Origin of the sequence: Streptomyces spiralis, assembly GCF_014654675.1 — a bacterium.
GTDB lineage: Bacteria > Actinomycetota > Actinomycetes > Streptomycetales > Streptomycetaceae > Streptomyces > Streptomyces spiralis.
In genome coordinates this window covers 68,173-90,443 of the sequence record NZ_BNBC01000006.1, presented here as the reverse complement: position 1 = coordinate 90,443, position 22,271 = coordinate 68,173, and the positions used below count along the sequence as shown (strand labels likewise).

The 22,271-nt window shown below is 71.7% G+C and carries 20 protein-coding genes; 14 read left to right on the top strand and 6 right to left on the bottom strand.

What is annotated here, in order from left to right:
- Position 1: 1 nt before the first annotated feature.
- From IE318_RS08890 to IE318_RS08880, 3 genes are all read left to right on the top strand, one after another.
- The gene (locus IE318_RS08890; RefSeq protein ID WP_030173883.1) at positions 2 to 451 is read left to right on the top strand and encodes a heat shock protein transcriptional repressor HspR; all 450 of its coding nucleotides are present in this window, start codon (positions 2 to 4) and stop codon (positions 449 to 451) included.
- Positions 452 to 890: 439 nt separating this feature from the next.
- Positions 891 to 1,997 carry a sugar ABC transporter substrate-binding protein gene (locus IE318_RS08885; RefSeq protein ID WP_189898648.1) on the top strand — a complete coding sequence of 369 codons (1,107 nt, stop codon included), beginning with the start codon at positions 891 to 893 and terminating at the stop codon, positions 1,995 to 1,997.
- A 183-nt stretch (positions 1,998 to 2,180) separates the two neighbouring features.
- A complete protein-coding gene (locus IE318_RS08880) occupies positions 2,181 to 3,224 on the top strand; it encodes a helix-turn-helix transcriptional regulator (protein ID WP_189898341.1) in 1,044 nt (347 codons plus the stop codon).
- On the opposite strand, the gene IE318_RS08875 is transcribed toward IE318_RS08880, so the two are convergent.
- The gene (locus IE318_RS08875; RefSeq protein ID WP_189898645.1) at positions 3,187 to 4,137 is read right to left on the bottom strand and encodes a helix-turn-helix transcriptional regulator; all 951 of its coding nucleotides are present in this window, start codon (positions 4,135 to 4,137) and stop codon (positions 3,187 to 3,189) included. The two genes, IE318_RS08880 and IE318_RS08875, sit on opposite strands and share 38 nt — an antisense overlap.
- A gap of 92 nt (positions 4,138 to 4,229) precedes the next feature.
- Positions 4,230 to 5,243, bottom strand: a complete 1,014-nt coding sequence (locus IE318_RS08870; RefSeq protein ID WP_078917172.1) for a helix-turn-helix domain-containing protein — start codon at positions 5,241 to 5,243, stop codon at positions 4,230 to 4,232.
- A gap of 297 nt (positions 5,244 to 5,540) precedes the next feature.
- Between IE318_RS08870 and IE318_RS08865 the strand changes: the two genes are divergently transcribed.
- Entirely contained in the window at positions 5,541 to 5,876 is a 336-nt protein-coding gene (locus IE318_RS08865) for a Rieske (2Fe-2S) protein (protein WP_030173891.1), read from the top strand.
- A gap of 194 nt (positions 5,877 to 6,070) precedes the next feature.
- Here the strand turns inward: IE318_RS08865 and IE318_RS08860 are convergent, their stop codons facing one another.
- Entirely contained in the window at positions 6,071 to 6,490 is a 420-nt protein-coding gene (locus IE318_RS08860; protein ID WP_189898339.1) for a pyridoxamine 5'-phosphate oxidase family protein, read from the bottom strand.
- 190 nt (positions 6,491 to 6,680) lie between these two features.
- On the opposite strand from IE318_RS08860, the gene clpB reads away from it, so the two are divergent.
- A complete protein-coding gene (gene clpB / locus IE318_RS08855) occupies positions 6,681 to 9,278 on the top strand; it encodes an ATP-dependent chaperone ClpB (protein WP_189898336.1) in 2,598 nt (865 codons plus the stop codon).
- 63 nt (positions 9,279 to 9,341) lie between these two features.
- Here the strand turns inward: clpB and IE318_RS08850 are convergent, their stop codons facing one another.
- Positions 9,342 to 9,866 carry a hypothetical protein gene (locus IE318_RS08850; protein ID WP_189898334.1) on the bottom strand — a complete coding sequence of 175 codons (525 nt, stop codon included), beginning with the start codon at positions 9,864 to 9,866 and terminating at the stop codon, positions 9,342 to 9,344.
- A 138-nt stretch (positions 9,867 to 10,004) separates the two neighbouring features.
- Here IE318_RS08850 and IE318_RS08845 point away from each other — a divergent pair, with 138 nt between their 5' ends.
- The gene (locus IE318_RS08845) at positions 10,005 to 10,535 is read left to right on the top strand and encodes a YbjN domain-containing protein (protein ID WP_030173905.1); all 531 of its coding nucleotides are present in this window, start codon (positions 10,005 to 10,007) and stop codon (positions 10,533 to 10,535) included.
- Between the two features lie 16 nt (positions 10,536 to 10,551).
- Here IE318_RS08845 and IE318_RS08840 read toward each other — a convergent pair whose 3' ends face one another.
- Entirely contained in the window at positions 10,552 to 11,772 is a 1,221-nt protein-coding gene (locus IE318_RS08840; RefSeq protein WP_373311108.1) for a putative hexosyltransferase, read from the bottom strand.
- Between the two features lie 70 nt (positions 11,773 to 11,842).
- Positions 11,843 to 13,045, bottom strand: a complete 1,203-nt coding sequence (locus tag IE318_RS08835; protein WP_189898332.1) for a pyridoxal phosphate-dependent aminotransferase — start codon at positions 13,043 to 13,045, stop codon at positions 11,843 to 11,845.
- Positions 13,046 to 13,414: 369 nt separating this feature from the next.
- Here IE318_RS08835 and IE318_RS08830 point away from each other — a divergent pair, with 369 nt between their 5' ends.
- From IE318_RS08830 to pyrE, 8 genes are all read left to right on the top strand, one after another.
- The gene (locus IE318_RS08830; protein ID WP_189898330.1) at positions 13,415 to 13,978 is read left to right on the top strand and encodes an SMI1/KNR4 family protein; all 564 of its coding nucleotides are present in this window, start codon (positions 13,415 to 13,417) and stop codon (positions 13,976 to 13,978) included.
- 926 nt (positions 13,979 to 14,904) lie between these two features.
- The gene (locus IE318_RS08825) at positions 14,905 to 15,432 is read left to right on the top strand and encodes a DUF2617 family protein (RefSeq protein ID WP_030182518.1); all 528 of its coding nucleotides are present in this window, start codon (positions 14,905 to 14,907) and stop codon (positions 15,430 to 15,432) included.
- Between the two features lie 238 nt (positions 15,433 to 15,670).
- Positions 15,671 to 17,326, top strand: a complete 1,656-nt coding sequence (locus IE318_RS08820) for a polyamine aminopropyltransferase (RefSeq protein ID WP_189898327.1) — start codon at positions 15,671 to 15,673, stop codon at positions 17,324 to 17,326.
- Between the two features lie 360 nt (positions 17,327 to 17,686).
- The gene (locus tag IE318_RS08815) at positions 17,687 to 18,883 is read left to right on the top strand and encodes a sensor histidine kinase (RefSeq protein WP_189898325.1); all 1,197 of its coding nucleotides are present in this window, start codon (positions 17,687 to 17,689) and stop codon (positions 18,881 to 18,883) included.
- Entirely contained in the window at positions 18,880 to 19,557 is a 678-nt protein-coding gene (locus IE318_RS08810) for a response regulator (RefSeq protein ID WP_189898322.1), read from the top strand. Before IE318_RS08815 ends, IE318_RS08810 begins: the two co-directional genes overlap by 4 nt.
- Before the next feature lie 131 nt (positions 19,558 to 19,688).
- Positions 19,689 to 20,747, top strand: coding sequence for an SRPBCC domain-containing protein (locus IE318_RS08805; protein WP_189898320.1), 1,059 nt, complete (start codon positions 19,689 to 19,691; stop codon positions 20,745 to 20,747).
- A 74-nt stretch (positions 20,748 to 20,821) separates the two neighbouring features.
- Positions 20,822 to 21,619, top strand: coding sequence for an aldose epimerase family protein (locus IE318_RS08800; RefSeq protein ID WP_189898318.1), 798 nt, complete (start codon positions 20,822 to 20,824; stop codon positions 21,617 to 21,619).
- A gap of 10 nt (positions 21,620 to 21,629) precedes the next feature.
- Complete coding sequence (pyrE, locus tag IE318_RS08795) at positions 21,630 to 22,178, top strand: orotate phosphoribosyltransferase (protein WP_189898315.1); 549 nt, start codon at positions 21,630 to 21,632, stop codon at positions 22,176 to 22,178.
- Positions 22,179 to 22,271 lie beyond the last annotated feature (93 nt).

The window sequence follows — 22,271 nt, the reverse complement described above, 5'->3', positions numbered from 1 at the left end:
GATGGACGGGCGCCGTCGCAACCCGTACGAACTGACGGAAGACACACCGGTGTACGTCATCTCCGTGGCCGCTCAGCTGTCCGGACTGCACCCGCAGACCCTCCGTCAGTACGACAGGCTGGGCCTGGTGTCCCCGGACCGCACCGCCGGCCGGGGCCGCCGCTACTCGGCCCGCGACATCGAACTGCTCCGTCAGGTGCAGCAGTTGTCGCAGGACGAGGGCATCAACCTCGCGGGCATCAAGCGGATCATCGAACTGGAGAACCAGGTCGCCGCGTTGCAGTCCCGGATCGCGGAACTGCAGGCGGCCCTGGAGGGCGCCGCGGCCACGATGCGCCAGCGCGAGGCCGCCGTCCACGCCTCCTACCGCCGCGACCTGGTCCCCTACCAGGAGGTCCAGCAGACCAGCGCCCTGGTCGTCTGGCGCCCCAAGCGGCAGCAGTCGGACTGACGGGCCGACAGGCCTGCGCGGGCCGCACACGCGTGGAATCAGGGGCCGGGAGGCGGACAGCCTTCCGGCCCCTCGCCGTGCCGGGAGGCGTGACCGCCTTCCGGCCTTTCGTCATGCCCGGGGGCGGCCGCACAGGGCCGGTGCGGGGCCGGTGCCTGACCGAGTTCGTTCGGTCGGTTGTGCGTCCGCTCGCACGCCCGGCCGGTTGTACGGATCTTTGCCGGTCGATGAACGTTCGTTGGATGGAGGGTCCGTAAAGGGCGTTTGGAGAGGGTTCGGTGAGGGTTCGCAAGCTCTTCACGCACGAAGCGGAGCGTGGTGTTGTCATCTCGTTAAGTGGTTCCGCTTGACGGCGGTGGGCGCCTCCGCGTTGGCTTTTCAGTCACCTGGGTCGCAATGCTGCGCCCTCGTCCGGAAGGCACCAGAAGTGAGCACCTCGATGCGTCGTATCGCCATAGCCGTGGCCGCGCCCACGCTGACCTTCTCGCTGGCCGCCTGCGGGGCGCTCGGTGGTTCAGGGAGCAGCGCCGACGCGAGCCCGACCAAGGGCGACGCCGTGAAGGTGGGTCTGCTGCTGCCGGACACGGATATCGCGCGCTACGACAAGTTCGACGCCCCCATGATCAGGAGCAAGGTCGCCGAGCTGACCAAGAAGCAGGGCGTGGTGGACTACGCCAACGCCGGGGCGAGCGCCTCCAAGCAGGCCGACCAGATGCAGCGGATGATCGACGAGAAGGTCGACGTCATCCTGCTCGACGCCGTCGACTCGCACGCCATCGCCGCCCAGGTGAAGAAGGCCAAGGACGCGGGCATCCCGGTCATCGCCTACGACCGGCTCGCCGAGGGCCCGATCGACGCGTACATCTCCTTCGACAACGAGTTGGTCGGCGAGGTGCAGGGCCGCTCGCTGCTGGAGGCGCTGGGCTCGGGAGCGGACACCTCCGACAAGATCGTCATGATGAACGGCTCGCCGACCGACCCGAACGCCAAGCAGTTCAAGGAGGGCGCCCTCAACCAGCTGAACGGCAAGGTGACGATCGCCAAGTCGTACGACACCGCAGACTGGAAGCCGAAGAAGGCCGAGGCCAACATGGCCCAGGCGATCACCGAGATCGGCAGGGCGAACATCGCCGGCGTCTACTCCGCCAACGACGGTATGGCGGGTGGCATCATCAAGGCCCTCAAGGCTGCCGGCGTCACCAAGATGCCCCCGATCACCGGCCAGGACGCCGACCTGGACGCGGTGCAGCGGATCCTGACCGGCGAGCAGTACATGACCGTCTACAAGTCCCTCCCGACCGAGGCCGAGAACGCCGCCGAGATGGCCATCGCCAAGGTCCAGGGCAAGGACATCCAGTTCGACGCCCTGACCCGGGACAAGGTCGACAACGCCACCCGGAAGGGCATTCCCGCGCAGCTGGTGCCCGTCGTCGCCCTGACCAAGGGCAACATCAAGGACACGGTCCTGGCCGACGGCATCTACAAGGTGTCCGACATCTGCACCGCTCCGTACAAGTCCGCCTGCGCGGCCGCCGATCTGAAGTAGGGCACCGTCCGCGCCGGCCGCACCTTTGACCGGCTGTCCGCGGCACGCCCTTCCAGGGGCCGTACACACCGGGTGATACCGGTCGTTTCCGGTGTGCGGGGTGCGGGGAGCCGTGTTGCACAGCCGGTCCGGGCCGCGCATAGTTGCGCTGCGAAGACGCGGAATCCGGGGGTGTGATGAGGCATGGCCGGGCGCGGGACTCAGGAGCATCCACACGGTGCCGACCGACTGTGTGAGGCCGGGGATCGCGTGTATTCCCGGGCCGTACGGCGCGGACGGGTGCCGCGCCGGGACGCCGACCCGGTGCCCTGTCTGCTCGAACTGGCCCTGCTGCACCCGGACCCCGACGACATGGACTACCTGGTGCCGACCGCGCCGCAGGAGGTCATGACCCGCCTGCTGCGCGGGATGTACGAGGAGGTCAGCGAGAGCCACCGGCGGGTGGGCTCGGCGGTGGCGGCCTTCGAGCGGTACGCGGGCCTGGGCAGCCGGGTCCAGCAGCCCCAGGCCGCGGCCGAGGGCACGGCGATCCGCGTCCTGGACGGTCTGTCCCGCATCCAGGCGGCCATGGACGAGGCGACGGAGGCGTGCCGGACGGAGGTGCTGACCGTCCAGCCCGGCGGCATCCGCCGCGAGCACGAGCTGTCGGAGGGCCTGCACCGGGCGCTGGCGCTGCGCGGCCGGGGCGTGCGCATGCGCGACCTGTACACGCATGTGGCCCGGCACGGCCAAGGGCTGCTGAACTACCTGGAGCTGATGGGCGACGCGGTCGAGGCGCGCACGCTGGACGAGGTGATCGACCGGCTGATCCTCTTCGACCGCACGGTCGCCTTCGTGCCCGCCAACGCCGACCGCACGATGGCGCTGGAGCTGCGCCACCCGGCGCTGGTGGAGTACCTGGTGACGGTCTTCGAACGGCTGTGGCGGCTGGCGATCCCGCTGACCGCGCCGCTGCCCGACACCGGCATCGAGGGCATCTCCCACCGCGAGCGGTCCATCGCCGCGCTGCTGGCGGAGGGTCACCAGGACGCGGTGATCGCCGAGCGGCTGGGCATCAGCGTGCGCACCTGCCGTGCGCACATCGCCCGTCTGTCGGAGACGCTGGGCGCGGCCAGCCGTACGCAGCTGGGCGTACGGATCGCCCAGGCCGGCCTGGACGGCCCGCCGGGCATCTCCGGTCCCGTCCCGCTCAGTGTTCCTGATCAAGAATCCCGGATCGCGCGATGAGATAGCCGAGCTGGGCCCTGCTCGTGCTGCCCAGCCAGGCGGCGAGCTTGGCGATGTGCTCCCGCGCGGTGCGTACGTTCATGCCCAGCCGCTCGGCGATGACGGCGTCGGTGTGACCCTCCACGAGCAGGCCCGCGATGGCGCGCTGGCGGGGGGTGACGCCGCCGGCCGGCGGCCGCTGGACGCTCTGCGGGTACATGGGGGTGGCCAGCCGCCACAGTCGGTCGAAGGTGGTGACGAAGTAGGAGATCAGCGCGGGGTGGCGCACTTCGAGGGCGAGTGTGCCGTCCTCGTTGGCGGGGATGAAGGCGACCGTGCGGTCGATGACGAGGAGGCGGTCGGTGAGCTCGTCCAGGGTGCGGGCTTCCGCGTCGCCGCGCAGCCGCTCGTAGCGGGCGCGGACGAGCGGCGCGTGGCGCTGGGTGTGCTGGTAGAGGGTGCGGATGCGGGCGCCGCGGTCGAGCAGGGCCTGGTCGCGGTCCATGGCGACGGCCTGCGCGGCCTCACCGCGCCCGCTGCCGTAGTGGGCGCTGGGCTGGATGCACAGCATCTCCCGGGTCGCCTCGGCCATGGTCTCGGTGATGGCCAGGTTGATCCGCGCGGTACCGCTGAGGATCCTCAGCCCGGGCGTGCCGGCCGTCCCGTCGCGCGGGTCCCCGATCCGCAGGAGCGGTTCGAACGTCCTGGCCAGCCGCTCCTGCCGCCGCCGCTCGGCGGCGACGCGCTCCTCGGCGGTGCGCAGCAGACGGTGCAGGGCGGTGGCGGGGGCGACCGGTTCCAGGCGGCCCAGGTCGTCGACGGCGGGGTGCAGCAGGCCGAAGTCGATCAGGCACGGCGCACGGCCCGCGTCCTCGGCCGGCACCCGTCCCTCGCGCAGGGCGCGTTCGTACAGCGCCGAGCCCGCCGCGCACAGGAGGTCCGGGGGGTGCTCATGGTGGCTTCCCGCGTCTGTGCGGGCGGCGTCCGCCGCGTCCGCCCCGTCCGTCGCCTCCGCCTCCCCGCCGTTCAGTGCTCCTCCTGCTTCAGGATCCCGGACTGGGCGATGAGATAGCCGAGCTGGGCGCGGCTGCCGCTGCCCAGGGCGCCCGCGAGCTTGGCTATGTGGGCCCGGCAGGTGCGTACGTTCATGCCCAGACGACGGGCGATGGCCTCGTCGACGTGGCCCTCGACGAGCAGTTTGGCGATGGAGTGCTGGATGCTGGTGATGCCGTCGGCGGCCGTCTCGTAGGGGGCGCCGGCGGTCAGGGGCACGGCACGGTCCCACATGAACTCGAACACCTTGATCAGATAGCGCACGAGGCCGGGGTGGCGCAGCTCCAGGGCGACCTGCTGGTCGTCCCGGGTGGGGATGAAGGCCACCGTCTCGTCGCAGATGATGAGGCGTTCCACGAGCTCGTCGATGGTGCGGTACTCCACCTTGCCGTCGGCGAGCTGTGCCACGTACGCCAGCTTCTCCGGGTTGTACCTCGCCGTGTGCTGGTACAGGGTGCGGATCCGTACGCCCCGCTCGATCAGGGGCCGGTCGCGCTCCAGTCCTCTGAGGAGGCTGCGCTCGGTGTAGCGGTCGCTCGGCTGGATCGTGAGCACCTCGGCCTGGCACTGGGAGGTGGCCAGGTTCAGGGCGGCGTTGATGCGGTCGCCGCCCTCCAGCACCGTGAGGGAGTCGGTGCCCGCCGTCATATGGGCGCTGAGCGTCATGAACGGCTCGAAGGCGTCGGCCAGTTGGATTGACAGACGCCTGCGTTCGGCGATCTCGCGCTCCAGCGGGGTCAGTCGCTGGGCCAGCGCCACGGACGCCGGAACCGGGCGCAGCCAGTCCGGATCGTCCGGGTCCGGGTGGAGCAGCGCGAACTCCATGAGGCAGGGGGCGGGTTCAGCCTCCGTGCGCGCGATGCGTCCTGCTCGTAGAGCGTTCGCGTAGAGGCGAGCACCTTCCTCACACATCTCGGTGGCCGCATGGGGATGTATGTTTTTAGTCTGATTCGTCGCCAAATCTCCACCCCCCAGGGTCCTGAACATGCAGGAACATGATGCATCGATTATGTGGCCATGACGTGCCCGAATGAGCCATCGTCGTACTCGACGGGGGAAGAGGGGACCTTCAAGTGAGGACGAAGCCGACTATGGGCAAGAGAATGCTTCGCTCGGTACTTGTTGCCGCCTTCTCCGCCGCTGCGGCCATGGGACTGTGGGCCGGCTTCTCAGGCGAGAAGGGCGACGTTCGGGCGGACACCAGCTGGCCGGCAGTAGCCGCGTCGACCGCAAGTGACACGAGTTGGCCGATCGCTCCCGCGGATGGCGACGTGAGGGGATGACGTGACGACTCCTCCCGACGACCGCTCGTTCCGCCGAGAAATGGCCACGGCCTACCGCTCGGGCTGGCACTTCATCGACCTGGTCACCGCCCTCCCCCACAGTGGTGACTCGTTGATGGTGACCGTCTTCGGTGAGCCGGTCGTCGTCACGCGGGACGAGGACGGAGACGTACGGGCCTTCCGGTGCCTGCGGCGGCCCCGCGGGGCGCCACAGCCCGTACGGTGTGCCGTCCGCTACGGAATGATCTTTGTGAACCTGGACCAGCGGGACCACCGGCAGGTGGCGCCGGAGCCCGCCACTCTACGAACCACCTCAGCCACCCCCCGCAGTGCCTGACGCGATTCCCCCGTCGCAACAGATCGCTCAGGTGCTTCCCCCCGCAGCGGCGTCACCGTGACCTGAACACGGTGACGCCGCTGCAGTTTTCCCCGGAATCTCCGGGAACGGGTGGATCCGGCTAGTGGCCGGAAAACGCCGGTCGCCGGGCTCGTCGCAAGGCTTTCGCCGTCCCGGCGCCGGGCCCGTCCTCCTCAGCCGCGCCCCAGCGCCCGGCTCAGTTCGATCTCGATCACCACGCGGGACGGGTTGGGACCCGGGGTGCGGCCGTAGCGTTCGGCGTAGCGCCGTACCGCCTCCGCGACGCGCTCCGGTTCCGTGCGGACGAAGGCGCGCCCCTCCAGCGTGGCCCAGCGCCGGCCGTCCACCTGGCACACCGCGACCGGTGCCCCCTGCTCCCCGGCCGTGAGGACGTGGCCCACCTTCGCGCTCCCCTTGTTGGTGATCACCCGGGCCAGCCGGGCCTCCGGGTCGTACGTCACCCCCACCGGCACCACGTGCGGGGTGCCGTCGGGACGGAGTGTCGTCAGGGTGCACAGGTGCCGCTCCTGCCAGAAGCCGAGATAGGCGGGGTCGGGAGCGCCCGGGTCGAGGCTGTACGTGGTGGTGGCCATGGACATGGAACCTAACCCGCGCCCGAGCGGGAACGGGAATCACGGGGCCGCCCCTCCGACTGGCCCCTTGAGTGCCGCCCTCCCTCTTGAGTGCTGCCTTGAGTGGAATAGACTCAACTTTGTGCACGTTGATTGAGTCAGCACTGGGAGACGTGGCAGACCGCTGACGCCGAGGAGGAGAGAAGCGACCGTGGACGCCGAGCTGACCAACAGGAGCCGGGACGCGATCAACGCGGCCGGAAACCGGGCCGTGACCGGGGGACACCCCGACCTGACCCCTGCTCACCTGCTCCTCGCCCTGCTCGAGGGGCAGGACAACGAGAACATCATCGACCTGCTGTCGGCCGTCGACGCCGACCAGGCGTCCGTCCGCTCCGGCGCCGAGCGCGTGCTCGCGTCGCTGCCCAGTGTGACCGGCTCGACCGTCGCCCCGCCGCAGCCCAACCGCGAGCTGCTGGCCGTGATCGCGGACGCGCAGAGCCGGGCGAAGGAACTGGGCGACGAGTACCTGTCCACCGAGCACCTGCTCATCGGCATCGCCGCCAAGGGCGGCGCGGCCGGCGAGGTGCTCACCCGGCAGGGCGCCGGTGCGAAGAAACTGCAAGAGGCGTTCCGGAACGCGAGGGGAGGGCGCCGGGTGACCACACCCGACCCCGAGGGCCAGTACAAGGCCCTGGAGAAGTTCGGCACCGACTTCACCGCGGCGGCGCGGGAAGGAAAGCTCGATCCCGTCATCGGGCGGGACCAGGAGATCCGCCGCGTCGTGCAGGTGCTCTCGCGCCGCACCAAGAACAACCCGGTCCTCATCGGTGAGCCCGGCGTCGGCAAGACCGCCGTCGTCGAGGGGCTCGCCCAGCGGATCGTCAAGGGCGACGTGCCCGAGTCGCTGAAGGACAAGCGGCTGGTGGCCCTCGACCTCGGCGCGATGGTCGCGGGCGCGAAGTACCGCGGCGAGTTCGAGGAGCGGCTGAAGACGGTCCTGGCCGAGATCAAGGAGTCCGACGGCCAGATCATCACCTTCATCGACGAGCTCCACACCGTCGTCGGCACGGGTGCCGGCGGCGACTCCGCCATGGACGCCGGCAACATGCTCAAGCCGATGCTGGCCCGCGGCGAGCTGCGCATGGTCGGCGCGACCACGCTCGACGAGTACCGGGAGCGGATCGAGAAGGACCCGGCGCTGGAGCGGCGCTTCCAGCAGGTGCTGGTCGCCGAGCCCAGCGTGGAGGACTCCATCGCGATCCTGCGCGGGCTCAAGGGCCGCTACGAGGCCCACCACAAGGTGCAGATCAACGACTCCGCCCTGGTGGCCGCCGCGACCCTGTCCGACCGCTACATCACCTCCCGCTTCCTGCCCGACAAGGCGATCGACCTGGTCGACGAGGCCGCCTCTCGGCTGCGCATGGAGATCGACTCCTCGCCCGTGGAGATCGACGAGCTCCAGCGCGTGGTCGACCGGCTGCGCATGGAGGAGCTGGCGCTCGACAAGGAGACCGACGCCGCCTCGCGCGAGCGGCTGGAGAAGCTGCGCCGCGACCTCGCCGACAAGGAGGAGGAGCTGCGGGGGCTGACCGCCCGCTGGGAGAAGGAGAAGCAGTCCCTCAACCGCGTCGGTGAGCTCAAGGAGCGGCTGGACGACCTGCGCGGGCAGGCCGAGCGCGCCCAGCGCGACGGCGACTTCGACACCGCCTCCAAGCTGCTGTACGGGGAGATCCCGGGCCTGGAGAAGGAGCTGGAGGCCGCCTCGCAGGCCGAGGAGGAGGCCGCCAAGGACACGATGGTCAAGGAGGAGGTCGGCCCGGACGACATCGCCGACGTGGTCGCCTCCTGGACCGGCATCCCGGCGGGCCGCCTGCTGGAGGGCGAGACGCAGAAGCTGCTGCGCATGGAGGACGAGATCGGCAAGCGGCTGATCGGGCAGGGCGAGGCCGTGCGCGCCGTCTCCGACGCCGTGCGCCGCAGCCGCGCGGGCATCTCCGACCCCGACCGGCCCACGGGCTCCTTCCTCTTCCTCGGCCCGACCGGCGTCGGCAAGACCGAGCTGGCCAAGGCGCTCGCGGACTTCCTCTTCGACGACGAGCGGGCGATGGTCCGCATCGACATGTCGGAGTACAGCGAGAAGCACAGCGTCGCCCGGCTGGTCGGCGCCCCGCCCGGCTACGTCGGCTACGAGGAGGGCGGCCAGCTCACGGAGGCGGTGCGCCGCCGCCCGTACAGCGTGGTCCTGCTGGACGAGGTGGAGAAGGCACACCCCGAGGTCTTCGACATCCTGCTCCAGGTGCTCGACGACGGCCGCCTGACCGACGGCCAGGGCCGCACGGTCGACTTCCGCAACACGATCCTGATCCTCACCTCCAACCTGGGCAGCCAGTTCCTGATCGACCCGATCTCGAGCGAGGAGGAGAAGAAGGAGCAGGTCCTGGAGGTGGTCCGGGCCTCCTTCAAGCCCGAGTTCCTCAACCGCCTGGACGACCTGGTGGTCTTCTCGGCCCTGACCAAGGACGAGCTGAGCCGGATCGCCCGGCTGGCGATCGACCGCCTGGCCCGCCGCCTCACCGAGCGCCGTCTGACCCTGGAGGTCACACCGGAGGCCCTGGCGTGGCTGGCCGACGAGGGCATGGACCCGGCCTACGGCGCCCGCCCGCTGCGCCGCCTGGTGCAGACCGCCATCGGCGACCGCCTCGCCAAGGAGATCCTGTCCGGCGAGATCAAGGACGGCGACACGGTCCGCGTCGACCGCTTCGGCGAGGGCCTCCTGGTGGGCCCGGCCACGGGCAAGACGCTGTAGCGCCCACGGGCTCCCGCGCCCACGCGGCCCGTCACCCGCCGGTCGGGTGGCGGGCCGCCGCGCTCATATCGTGAACGCCGCGAACCCGACCAGGGCGGTGCCGGAGTCCTCGTACGTCACGCTCACCTGTACGACGTCGGCGCCCACCCCCTCGGGCAGGCCCTGCATGTGGCTCAGTTCCAGACACAGATCCGCGTCGTCGGTGAGACAGGACTCCGTCTCCGGCGCTGGGGCGTCCGGGTAGGTGCGGTGCAGCCAGTCGCGGACACCGGCCCGCGGCATCCGGAAGTCCGCGCTGTAGGAGACGTCCTGCCAGCCCTGCTCCACGCACCCCCCGACCGGAGTGGCACCGTCCGGAAGGGCCGCCCCGCCGAAGGCCAGCGCCTGCGTGCAGGAGACCGCCTTGGGCCCTCCGCCGAGTGGGTACTCGGAGTCGGAGAAGGCCATGCCCACGAAGGCGACGACGAAGGGGAGCAGGGCCATGGCCGGCAGCACCGCGACCGCCGCGACCAGCCACCACCTGGTCCGGCCCCGCGGCACTCCGCCGGCGCCGGGCTGTTCCGCCCTTCCGGTCCGTGTCCGGGCCATGGCCCCCACCTCCACCCGCCCGACGTCCACCCGTCGGCCGGATCATGTCAGCCCAGGGCTGACAAGCGCCCGGCGGGCTTGCCACGCCCCTCCCCGCATGGGGGAGGATGGCGGGATCCGTACGAAGGGAAAAACACGGTGAGCATCGACCCGTCCTCGATTCCGAACTTCGGGGGCCAGCCCGAGCCGCAGCCCCAAGGACCGGCGGGCCCCGTCGTCCCGGATCAGGATCTTGTGAAGCAGCTCCTGGACCAGATGGAGCTCAAGCACCTCGTCGACGAGGAGGGTGACCTCGTCGCGCCGTGGGAGCAGTTCCGCACGTACTTCATGTTCCGAGGCGAGGCCGACCAGCAGGTCTTCTCGGTACGGACGTTCTACGACCGGCCGCACAAGATCGACGAGAAGCCGCAGCTGCTGGAGTCCATCGACGACTGGAACCGGCGCACCCTGTGGCCCAAGGTCTACACCCACACCCACGACGACGGCACCGTCCGCCTCATCGGCGAGGCGCAGATGCTGATCGGCATGGGCGTGAGCCTCGAGCACTTCGTCTCCTCGACGGTCAGCTGGGTGCGGGCCGCGCTGGAGTTCGACCGGTGGCTCGTCGAGCAGCTCGGCCTGGAGCAGGAGATCAACGAGACCGACGGACCCGAGGACGGCGAGGAGTGATCCGCCGTCGCGAGCCCTAAACGGGAAGGCGGGCGAGTACGACCAGGTACGCCCCGTAGACCACCGAGAGCCCGGCCAGGGCGCAGGCCACCACGGCCGCGTGCATGGGCCGGGCTCTCGCCGTGCGCACCAAGGCCTGCGCGAGCGGCAGCAACAGGGGGAACGCGGGCAGCAGAAAGCGGGGCTTGCACTCGAAGTACGCGGAGTTGCCGACGGCCACGAGAACCAGGACGCTCGTGAAGGCGACCAGCGGAAGGGGTGCGCGGTCGACGAGCAGGAGCACGTACAGCAGCAGGCCCGCCCCCGTGAGGACCAGCGACATGGTGAACACGAACTGGTCGGGCTGGAGCAGCAGGTGCTTGGAGAAGCGCAGCGCGCCGAGGCCCAGGCGGGACCCCCACCCTCGCTGCACCGCGAAGTACCCGCCGAGCAGATCACCCGTGCGCTGCCCCACCCACAGCACGTAGGCCGTCCAGCCCAGCGGTGCGAGCGCGGCACCGGCCCACAGCCTGGGGGAAACCCTGCCGCGGGCCCGCCAGACCTCCACCGCCGCGGCTGCGAGGACTGCCGCCGCCACCGCGAATCCGCTGGGCCGGGAGAGTCCGGCGAGCAGGGCCAGCGAGCCCGCCCACAGCCAGCGCCGGGTCAGCACCGCGTACAGCGACCACGCGGCGAAGGCCGTGAACACGGGCTCGGTGTACGCCATCGACAGCACCACCGAGTGCGGCAGCAGCCCCCACAGCAGGACCAGGGCGATGGCGACGGCCCGCCCGTGCAGCCGGGCACCGATCGCGTAGATCCCCCAGGCGGCCACGGCGGCCGCGGTCCACGAGAGCAGGAGTGCCGCCTTCCCGGGCTCCAGCGGTGACACGGCGGTGGTGGCGCGGATCAGACCCGGATAGAGCGGGAAGAATGCCAGGTCGCTGAGGACGTGGCCGAACCGGTAGTAGGTGTGGCCGTAGCCGTGGTGGGCGAGCCCCAGGTACCACACCGAGTCCCAGGAGCGGCTGAGCAGGCCGAGCGGCCGCTTGTGCGCGGCGACGGCGGCCACCGTGACCGCGGCGACCCCGATGAGCCGGGCCGCCAGGAACAGACCGACCGCGGTGGCCGGGTCCGGGAGTCGGTGCCAGAGCCGGACTGCTCCGGAGGAGTCCGGCTCTGGCAGAGAGCGGGAGGGTGCGGGAGGGGAAAGCACAGGGGACGCGGGGGAGGGCACGGACTTGCTGATGTTGTTCACAGCGGAATCTTGCGCGATAAATCGGGCATAAAGGTTGATTTCGTGACCCGTGCCCTGCCGGTTCCGCCGGTCAGCCCGCCAGGGCCTTCAGCCGCCGGGCCGCCTCCTCCAGCACCGGGATCTGCTTGCAGAAGGCGAACCGGACGAACGGCGCGCCCTCCTCGCGGTGGTCGTAGAAGACCGCGTTCGGGATGGCGACCACACCGGCCCGCTCGGGCAGCGACCGGCAGAAGGCGAAGCCGTCCGTCTCGCCCAGCGGGCGGATGTCGGTGGTGACGAAGTAGGTGCCCGCGGGCCGGAACACCGTGAAGCCCGCCTCGGCGAGCCCCGCCGCCAGCACCTCCCGCTTGGCCCGCATGTCCTCGCGGAAGGCCGTGAAGTACGACTCGGGTGACGCCAGCGCCTCGGCGACCGCGTACTGGAACGGCCCCGAGGCCACATACGTCAGGAACTGCTTGGCCGATCGCACCGCCGTCACCAGGGCGGACGGCGCCGTGACCCAGCCGACCTTCCAGCCGGTGAACGAGAACGTCTTGCCCGCCGAGCCGATCGTCACCGTCCGCTCGCGCATCCCGGGCAGGGTGGCGAGCGGGACGTGCTCGGCGTCGTCGAAGACCAGGTGCTCGTACACCTCGTCCGTGACCACCAGCAGATCCCGTTCCACGGCCAGCTCGGCGATCGCGGTCAGCTCCTCGCGGGTGAGCACCGTGCCCGTCGGGTTGTGCGGGGTGTTGATCAGCAGCAGCCGGGTCCGGCCGGTCACCGCGGCGCGCAGCTCGTCCAGGTCCAGCCGGAACGACGGGCCGCCCTCGCCGTGGTGCGGGCGCAGTGTCACCGGTACCCGCCGCCCGCCCGCCATCGCGATGCAGGCCGCGTAGGAGTCGTAGTACGGCTCCAGGGCGACCACCTCGTCCCCCGGCTCCAGCAGCGCCAGCAGCGAGGCCGCGATGGCCTCGGTGGCGCCCGCGGTGACCAGCACCTCGGTGTCCGGGTCGTACGACAGCCCGTACCGCCGCAGCTGGTGCGCCGCGACGGCGGTGCGCAGCTCGGGGACGCCCGGACCCGGCGGGTACTGATTGCCGCGGCCCTCACGCAGCGCCCGCACCGCCGCCTCCCGAATCTCCTCGGGCCCGTCGGTGTCGGGGAAGCCCTGCCCCAGGTTGATCGACCCGGTCCGCGTGGCCAGGGCGGACATCTCGGCGAAGATCGTCGTCCCGAACTCGGCGAGCCGGCGATTGAGGAAGGGGCGTGCGCTGGAGGTCATGCCGGCCATCCTGCGCCGAAGCTCCGGACTTCCTCAACACTACTTCACTGACAGGCGCCTGCGCAGGTACCCGAAGCACCGTCTCTGAGCAGGGCAGGAGCCGCCGCCGACTGTCGTCATCTGTCGTTGGCGAGCACCCTCGTACGGCCCAGAACGGCCCGGAGCCTGGGCGGCGAGCGGGTGCATGGCCGAGGAAGCCCCCGCCTTCGCAGCGTCCCTGGAGCAGTCCATGGGACTGGTCTGCTTCGACCCCCAATACGACAAGCTCAGGCCGCCACGCGTGTCCCAGGGCCGCCAGCACGGCTCCGAAGTGATTGCGTCTGCCGGCTACGTCGGTGGGCCCAAGCGCTGTCACCGCTGACTGGTATCCATGGCCGCATGAATCTTGAGCAGGCAGATCCTGAGGACCTCGCGGTGCTTCGTGCGGCCTTCGCTGTTGACGATGGCGGTCAGTCCGCGCTGGGCTGGGAAGGGGTCCGCGCCTTCGAAGCGGAGCACGGCATAGTTCTGCCGGAGCCGTATCGGACCTTCGTTGCGGAGATCACCGATGGCTCGTACTCCGGGCCGCCGGACTACGGGTTGGTGGGCCTGGCGGAGCTGCCCGACGACTGGGGGGATGACCGGCCGGAACGTGACCTGAGGCAGCCCTTCCCCCTCACCTCGCAGTGGCTGTGGGAAGAGGACGACTCAGAGCCGTCCGAGGAAACCGACCTGCTCATGGACCGGGTCTTCGATCACGGGTCAATCGTGCTCGGGACGGACGGATGCGGCATGTACTGGCACCTCGTCGTCACTGGCCCGCATCGTGGACATGTCTGGTTGATCACCGGGGAAGGCGCCACTCCGTTCGGAGCCGAGTTCGGGTTCACCACGGCCGAGCCCGGATTCGCCGGGTGGGTTGAGCACTGGGCTGCCAACAAGCCCTGGTTCGACGCTACGTGACAGGCGACCGCCCCAGCCACGACGTGTTCGGCCGAGGCTGCCTTCTGCGCAGGTCAGGGGCCCTTTCCCCGAGAGAACCCTCTGAACTTCCTCAAGTGTGCTTTGGCCGGCGCGGTGGCCGGGCATCCCCGCATCACGCACCGATTTCAGGCGCCCACGGGGGGCGTTCCGGGGGTGGTTCCCGGGGGGAGCGGAAGGAGCGTGACGCCATGGTTTTCGGCATCGTTCTGGCGGTGATCGCGGTGCTGTTCGTGGTCTCGATGGCCTCTGCGGCGCGCGGCAGGTCCGGTGGCGGGCGGAACGTGCGGCTGTCCAAGAGCGGCCGGCGCGTACGGGCGTACGGCGGGAGTGCGAGCGGCGGGGGCGGCGGCTGGTGGGCGGCGGGGGACGGCGGCGGTTCGTCGTCCGGCGGCCACCACTCGGGTGGGCATCACTCGGGCGGGCACCACTCCTGCGGGGGGCACTCTTCTTGCGGCGGGTCCTCCTCGTGCGGCGGGTCCTCCTCCTGCGGCGGGGGTTCGTCGTGCGGCGGCGGGGGCGGCTGCGGCGGAGGCAGCTGATCCGGGCGGCCGGGCTTCGGGCGGCCGGGTCTCGGGCTGCCGGGCCCTGGCGCGGGCCCGGCAGAGGCCCTCGCGTGGGCTCGCCGGGCGCGTGGTGCGCCGTCGCGCGCGCCCCGGCGCACGCCGTGGTTGAACAGTTGAGCAGGTAGGCCCTCTGAGGGATGGAAAGCCTACGAACTTGGGTAAAAACGCTGTGGCGGTGCCGCCGTTCATGATTCCCTTCTCCCACGCCGACGCAGCCCCCAGGACGTCCTGCTCACACCTCTTCTGAACCGGGCTGACCGGGCCGTTCTCTCCCTGTGGACCGGGGTGCGCCGGCCCAAGCCTCCCTTTTCTTCGTTCTTTGCGTGCTAGCGGAGCCGATCCATGCTCACGACCCTCAACACCTCCTACACCGACACGCGTGCGGCCGACCTCGCCTGGGCCCTGGGACGCGAGCCGCTGCCCGCGCTGGCCACCCTCGATCTCGAACTGTCGGGGAAGAAACTGCAGTTGAGACTGCTCGGCGCGTCCCACCAGGTGCTCCTCGAGGAAGAGCGGGGCATCTGCTCGGAGACGGTGGCGTGCATCGCGGGCTCCAGTACGCCCCTGCCGCTCGGCGTCGCCAAACGCGTCGGCGACTGGGAGTACGAGTTCGCGGCGCGCGTCGAGGAACTGTCGCCGGGATCGTTCGCCGGCCGTGCCCAGGAGCTGCTGGCCCTCGTCTCCGATCATCCGCACGGCCTCGCCGGAGTGTTCCCGGGCAGTCCGCACGCCTTCACCGCGCTGCTCGCGCAGCAGAAGGAGGGGCAGGTGCACTGGCGGACCTGGCACGCCTACCCGCAGGACGGCCAGTTGGTGGCGACCCGCACACGGGTGGGCGCGCGCCGACGTACCCGCGTCCCCGTCAACTGACCGATCACGAAAGGACCTTCGTCAACGAACGTCCCCCGCACGGTTGTCCGTCAACCGGCCTCCCTCGCACGAGTCGTCATCGTCGAACTGGCGTCCCCTGCGCGGGCCCTCGTCAACCGGCGTCCCCGCGCGGTTGCCCGCCAACTCCGTGTCCCCAAACCAGGAATGCCTCAGAAGCCCCAATTTCCACACGTGTGGGTGACGAAGCGTCCCACACCCGTGACGTAACGTCGCAGTCGTGATCGAACCGCACGCCCCGGCCCCGCCCGGCACGGCCCCGACCTGCCCGGCGTCATCCTGGCGCGGCCCCGCGAGGCTGCCCGTCCGGCCGGGAACCGGCCGGTTCCTCGTCCTCGCGGGCGTCTTCGTCTGTGCGGCCTGCGGACTCGTGTACGAACTCGAACTGGTCGCGCTCGCCTCGTACCTGATCGGCGACTCGGTCACCCAGGCGTCCGTCGTGCTGTCCGTCATGGTGTTCGCGATGGGCATCGGCTCGCTCGCAGCGAAGCGGCTGCGCCGGCGCGCCGCCGTCGCCTTCGGCGCGATCGAGGCCACGCTCGCACTCGTCGGCGGATGCAGCGCCATGGCGCTGTACGCCGTCTTCGCCTGGACCGGCGACTGGGGCGGCCTGTGGGCGAACGGCCCGCGCTGCCTCCTGGTCGCCTTCTCGCTCGCCATCGGCCTGCTGATCGGCGCCGAGGTCCCGTTGCTGATGGAGCTGATCCAGCGCATCCGCCGGCAGGACGCGGGCGGCGCGGTCGCCGACCTGTTCGCCGCCGACTACGTCGGCGCGCTCGTCGGCGGTCTCGCCTTCCCGTTCCTTCTGCTGCCGCTGCTGGGCCAGTTGACCGGGGCGCTGCTCACCGGCGCCATCAACGTGGTGGCCGGCGGGACGCTGGTGCTCGGCCTGTTCCGGCGGGACCTGACCCGGCGCGGACGCTGGCTGCTGCTGGTGGCCAACCTCGCCGTGCTCGGCCTGCTCGCCTCGGCCGCCGCCCTGGTCGGCGACTTCGAACGCGCGGCGCGGCAGGCGGTGTACGGCGGCGACGTCCGCGTGGCCGAGCAGACCGGCGTCCAGGAGCTCGTCCTCACCGGCGGCACCCGCGGCCGGCCGCTGGACCTGTTTCTCGACGGACGGCTGCGGGTCGGCGGCCAGGACGAGCGCCGCTACCACGAGGCGCTCGTCCACCCCGCGATGACCGGCCCGCACGCGCGCGTGCTGATCCTCGGCGGTGGTGACGGCCTCGCCGCCCGAGAGGTGCTGCGCCACCCCGGTGTGCGCCGGGTGGACATCGTCGAACTCGACCCGGCCGTCGTCCGCCTGGCGCGCACCGACCCGGGGCTCGCCCGGCTGAACGGGCACGTGTACGGCGACCGCCGCCTCCATGTGACCGTGGCCGACGCCTTCGGCTGGCTGCGCGGGGCGTCCGCGGGGGCGTACGACGTGGTGATCGAGGACCTGCCGGACCCGGGCATCACGGCAAGCACGAAGCTGTACGCGCAGGAGTTCTACGGCCTGGCCCGGCGCGCCCTGGCGCCCGGCGGGCGGCTCGTGGTGCACGCGGGGCCGGTGGCCTCGCGCCCGCGCGCGTTCTGGACGGTGGAGGCGACGGTCCGGGCGGCCGGCCTGCGGACGGTCGCCTACCGAGTGCGCGGCGGCGACTCCGCCTTCGCCGCCGGACCCGACCGGACGACCGGCGCCACCCGGGCGCCCCGCGACTGGGGTTTCGTCCTGGCCTCCCGCACCCCGCCGGTCCTGGCCCTGGATCCCCGCGCCCCGCACCCGCGCACGCTCACCCCGGCCGCCCTCGCCGCAGCCGTCCGTGCCGCCGCCGCCACCCGCGTGCCCGGACTCCCGCCCTCGACCCTCATCGCCCCGCGCTACGCCGACTGAGGCAACGTTCCTGTAGGGGGCTGGGGGCCGGCTCGTGGTGGCAGTGCCGGGGGCAGGCGCCGGGGGCAGGTGCCGGGGCAGGTGTCGGGGTCGCCCGGGCGGCCCGTTCCCCCTGCTCCCGGAGTGGAAACGGGCCGCCTTCCCCCCAAGCGTCCCCCCGTGGGTCCCCCGTGCTTCCCCCGACTCGGCGGCCCCCGTGCCACCGTCGCCCCACGAACGTACGGGCGGCCCCGAGGCGGCGGAATCCGTCACCGGGTGGATCTCCTGCCCACCCTGCGCGGTAGCCGCGCGGTTCCTGCAACTTTCGCGGTACCGCGGAAAGCTGACGTCGCCGCCCACGCACGGGTTTACCCTGCGGCGATGCGGATCCGCCCCCTCACGGTCGACGGTCTGACGGCCCTGGCGCCCACGACCGTCGCGTGCCTGCTCGGCGCCGAGGCCGCCACACAGGGATGGCCGCCGCTGGACGCGTTCGCCTGGACGCTGGTCGCCCTGACCAACCTGCCGCTCGCGCTGCGCGGCCTGGCCCCGCTCACCGTCTTCGTCGTCGTCCACCTGTCCTGGACCGTCTACGTCACCCTCGGGTACTGGCCGGTGGTGAACTCGCCCGCCGCGATGGTCGCCCTGTACACGGTGGCCGCCACCCGGTCCAACCGGGTCACCGCGGTGTGCGCCGCCCTGATGGGCGGTGTGTGGATCTACGCGGGAGTGATCAGCGACTCGGACGCGATGGCGTCCGTCGTGGGCCAGGCGATCGGATACCCGCTCGTGCTGTGGCGGTTCGGGTACGCCGCCCGCAGGACCGCCGAGCTGACCGTACGCCTCCGCGCCGAACAGGCGGAGCGGGCCCGGCGCGAGGTCGCGGAGGAACGCGTGCGGATCGCGCGCGAACTGCACGACGTGGTCGCCCACCACATGGCGGTCATCAACGTCCAGGCGGGCCTCGCCCGGTTCGTCTTCGACTCCGACGCCCGCACCGCGCGCGAGGCGCTCACCACCATCGGCGACGCCGGCGGCGAGGCGCTGGCCGAGCTCAGACGCATGCTGGGCCTGCTGCGTGCGGACGACCTGGACGGCACGGACGGCGCGGGAGAACACGGCGCCGCCACCGAGCCGACGCCCGGCCTCGACCGGCTGGAGGAGATGGTGGAGCGGGTCCGCGCGGGCGGCGTCCCGGTCGATCTCAGGGTCCACGGCGAGCCCAGACCGCTGCCGCCCGGAGTGCAACTGTGCGTCTACCGGGTGGTCCAGGAGGCTCTGACGAACGTGCTCAAGCACGCCCCGGGAGCCGCTGCCGCCGTCGAACTCGCCTACCGCGCGGGCGAGGTGGCGGTGTCGATCACCGACGACGGGCACACCGAGGAACGGGGAAGGGGGGTGGATCCGGACAGAATGCCCGCACCTGGCGGCCACGGGTTGATCGGCATGCGCGAGCGCGCCAAGCTCTACGGAGGGACGATCGTCGTCGGCCCGCGGCGCGAGGGTGGATTCGGCGTGCATCTGACCCTGCCGACGTCGGAGCAGGCCGCACGCCGGGGAGACACCGTCACGGGATGATCAGAGTGCTGGTGGTCGACGACCAGTTCCTCGTGCGCAGCGGGCTGGTCGCGCTGCTGCGCGCCGCCCCCGGCATGGAGGTCGTCGGGGAGGCCGCCGACGGGGCGGAGTCGGTGACCCTGGCCGCGAAGACCCGGCCGGACGTGATCCTCATGGACATCCGCATGCCCGGGATGACGGGGATCGAGGCGACCCGCCGGATCCTCGCCGAGGCGGCGGACCCCGCGCCGCGCGTCCTGATCCTCACCACCTTCGACCTCGACGAGTACGTGTACGGCGCCCTGCGGGCCGGCGCGGCCGGTTTCCTTCTCAAGGACGCGGGCCCGGAGCGGCTGCTGGCCGCGGTGACCGCCGTGCACGGCGGGGACTCCCTGTTCGCCCCGGTGGTCACCCGGCGGCTGGTGGAGGCGTTCACACAACGGGCGGACACCCCGATGCCGCCCGCGAAGGCGCCGGCCGGCCTGCGCGCGCTGACGAACCGCGAGCTGGAGGTGCTCCGACTGGTCGCCCGGGGCCTGACCAACGCCGAGACGGCCGACCGTCTCTTCATCAGCGAGGCCACGGTGAAGACGCACCTCAACCGCGCCATGGCAAAACTCAGCCTGGCCAGCCGGGCCCAGGCGGTGGTAGTGGCCTACGAGTCGGGTCTGGTACGTCCCGGCGGCGAGTCCTGACCGACGCCGGCCCGCGGTGCGTGCAGGTGAGGCGTGGGCCGCAGGGCATGGTGGCACGGGGGAGCAGGGTGTGGGGGCGTTGCGGGCGAGGAGAGGGTATTCCGGGCCCGCACTGGGTACGCTCGGCTGACATGGAGCACGAGGTGTTCGTTCCGGTTCCGGCCCGGCGGCTGCGGGCGGCGCTCGCCGACCCCGCGCGGGTCGCCCGGGCGGTGCCCGGACTCCAGCAGGACTCCGGCGCCGAGCCCGTCGCCGGCCGGCTCAAGGTACGCGTCGGGAGCCACTCCGTCACCTACCGCGGCACCCTGCGCGTCTCCGCCCGCGACGACGGGACGTACGGCGTCGAGGGCGTCGCCACGGAGTCCCGCGGCACGGGCTCGGTGGACATCGCGCTCACCATCCGGCTGCGCGACACCGACGACGGCTCGGCCCTCGCCTTCGACGGCACCGCCTCGGCCGCCGGCCGGCTCACCGAGCTCGCCCCGGACGCCGTACGGGCCGCCGTGATCCGGCTGCTGAACCGTTTCGCGGAGAACCTGGCGGCGGAACCGGTGGAACCTGCGGTGCCCGCGGAGCCGACGGAGCCCACCGTGCCCGCCGAGTCCGCCGAGTCCGCCGAACCCCTCGAGCCCGCCGAGTCCGCCGAGGCCCTGGCGACGGAGGACTTCGCCCCGCTGGCGACGGGCGACTTCGAGGCGACACCGGACGCGGACGACGCGCCCGTACCGCCCCCGGAGGAGGCCCCCGAACCCCGCCTCTCCGAACCGGGCTCCGCCGAGCACGTCTCCGTCTTCGACACCGAGGTCCCGCCGTCCTCCCTCGATCCCCTCGCCGAGGACGACGGATACGAGGCCGACGCGGCCGAAGCAGGTGAAGCCGACGAAGAGGACGGCGGGGAGGACCAACCGGACCGCGACGACGAGGACATGTCCCTGGACGAGGACATGTCCCTCGCCGAGGGCTTCGACGACGCCTCCGAGCCGCCCGCCGAGGCGGCGCACGCACGGCGGACGATGATCGGACGCAGCGCGGAGGAGGTGGACCACGCCCCGCCGCGCGGCCGCTACGCACCCGTCCCCGCCCCGCTCACCGTCTCCGCCACGCCCACCCTCCGCTGGGCGGCCCCCGCCGCCGCGCTGGTCGTGGCCTCGGCGATCGTCGTGGGCCGGGCTCTCAGACGCCGCCGGTGACGAAGCGGCACGCGCCACGGCGTGCGCAGACGGCGCGCGGAACGCCCTGTTGATCGTGCCAGTAGCCTCGTTCCGTGAGTAACGAAGACATCACGCTGACCGCGGGCGACGCGGAAGCGACCGTGCAGCCGGGCAACGGCGGCCGCATCGGAGGGCTCCGCGTGGGCGGGCTCGAACTGCTGCGCAAGGGCGAGAGGTTCGGCTGCTTCCCGATGGTCCCCTGGTGCGGCCGGATCCGCGAGGGCCGGTTCCGGGACGGCGCCACCGTCCACCAGATGCCGCTCAACTCCCCGCCGCACGCCATCCACGGCACCGCCCGCGACGGCGCCTGGCACACGGCCCGCGTCTCGGCGGACGAGGCGGTGATCACGTACGACCTGGTCGACCCCTGGCCCTATCGCGGCCGGGTGACCCAGGTGGTCGCGCTCACCGAGGACTCCCTGACCCTGACGATGTCCGTCGAGACGTACGAGTCCTCCTTCCCGGCGCAGATCGGCTGGCATCCGTGGTTCCACCGCAACCTCGGCGGCCCCGGCGCCCAGGACGTGCGGCTGGACTTCACCCCGGCCTGGCAGGAGGAACGAGGCGACGACCACCTGCCCACCGGTCACCGCGTCGACCCCAAGCCCGGCCCCTGGGACGACTGCTTCGGCATGCCCGACGGCGTCGACGTCACGCTCACCTGGCCCGGGCAGCTGGAGCTGAGGGTGACCAGCCCCGAGAAGTGGGTCGTCGTCTACGACGAGCAGGAGGCCGCCGTGTGCGTGGAACCGCAGACCGGCCCGCCCGACGGCCTGAACACCCACCCGCACCTGGTCACGCCCCTGGAACCGCTGGAGGCGACGACGACCTGGAGCTGGCGCCGCGCTTAAGCTGGCTGCCATGAGTGACGTTCGCGGCGAGCTGCTGCAGCAGATCAAGGACAAGGCCGTGGTGCACGGCAAGGTGACGCTGTCGTCGGGCAAGGAAGCCGACTACTACGTCGACCTGCGCCGCATCACCCTCGACGGCGTGGCCGCCCCGCTGGTCGGTCAGGTCATGCTCGACCTGACCGCCGACCTGGACTACGAGGCGGTCGGCGGCCTCACCCTGGGCGCCGACCCGGTGGCCACCGCGATGCTGCACGCCTCCGCCGCGCGCGGCAGGACGCTGGACGCGTTCGTCGTGCGCAAGGCGGGCAAGGCGCACGGGCTGCAGCGTCGTATCGAGGGCGCCGAGGTCGCGGGGCGCCGGGTCCTCGCCGTCGAGGACACCTCCACGACCGGCGGTTCGGTGCTCACCGCCGTCGAGGCGCTGCGGGAGGCCGGCGCCGAGGTCGTCGGGGTCGCCACGATCGTGGACCGGGCGACGGGTGCCGCCGAGACGGTCGCCGAGAAGGCGGGCGTGCCGTACGTGTTCGCGTACTCGAAGGACGACCTGGGCCTGGACTGAGGCAGGGACGGCGGCGCGGTCCGGAGCGGGGTGGTCCGGGCCGCCCGACCCGTCATCCACAGGCTGGACAGGGTGTCCGAAGCATCCGGCATC

Bases quoted from the DNA above. Each gene is read 5' to 3' on its own strand.
- IE318_RS08890 (WP_030173883.1), top strand. From the start codon at position 2: ATGGACGGGCGCCGTCGCAACCCGTACGAACTGACGGAAGACACACCG.
- IE318_RS08885 (WP_189898648.1), top strand. From the start codon at position 891: ATGCGTCGTATCGCCATAGCCGTGGCCGCGCCCACGCTGACCTTCTCG.
- IE318_RS08880 (WP_189898341.1), top strand. From the start codon at position 2,181: ATGGCCGGGCGCGGGACTCAGGAGCATCCACACGGTGCCGACCGACTG.
- IE318_RS08870 (WP_078917172.1), bottom strand. From the start codon at position 5,243: ATGTTCAGGACCCTGGGGGGTGGAGATTTGGCGACGAATCAGACTAAA.
- IE318_RS08860 (WP_189898339.1), bottom strand. From the start codon at position 6,490: ATGGCCACCACCACGTACAGCCTCGACCCGGGCGCTCCCGACCCCGCC.
- IE318_RS08850 (WP_189898334.1), bottom strand. From the start codon at position 9,866: ATGGCCCGGACACGGACCGGAAGGGCGGAACAGCCCGGCGCCGGCGGA.
- IE318_RS08835 (WP_189898332.1), bottom strand. From the start codon at position 13,045: ATGGCCGGCATGACCTCCAGCGCACGCCCCTTCCTCAATCGCCGGCTC.
- IE318_RS08830 (WP_189898330.1), top strand. From the start codon at position 13,415: ATGAATCTTGAGCAGGCAGATCCTGAGGACCTCGCGGTGCTTCGTGCG.
- IE318_RS08825 (WP_030182518.1), top strand. From the start codon at position 14,905: ATGCTCACGACCCTCAACACCTCCTACACCGACACGCGTGCGGCCGAC.
- IE318_RS08815 (WP_189898325.1), top strand. From the start codon at position 17,687: ATGCGGATCCGCCCCCTCACGGTCGACGGTCTGACGGCCCTGGCGCCC.
- IE318_RS08810 (WP_189898322.1), top strand. From the start codon at position 18,880: ATGATCAGAGTGCTGGTGGTCGACGACCAGTTCCTCGTGCGCAGCGGG.
- IE318_RS08805 (WP_189898320.1), top strand. From the start codon at position 19,689: ATGGAGCACGAGGTGTTCGTTCCGGTTCCGGCCCGGCGGCTGCGGGCG.
- pyrE (WP_189898315.1), top strand. From the start codon at position 21,630: ATGAGTGACGTTCGCGGCGAGCTGCTGCAGCAGATCAAGGACAAGGCC.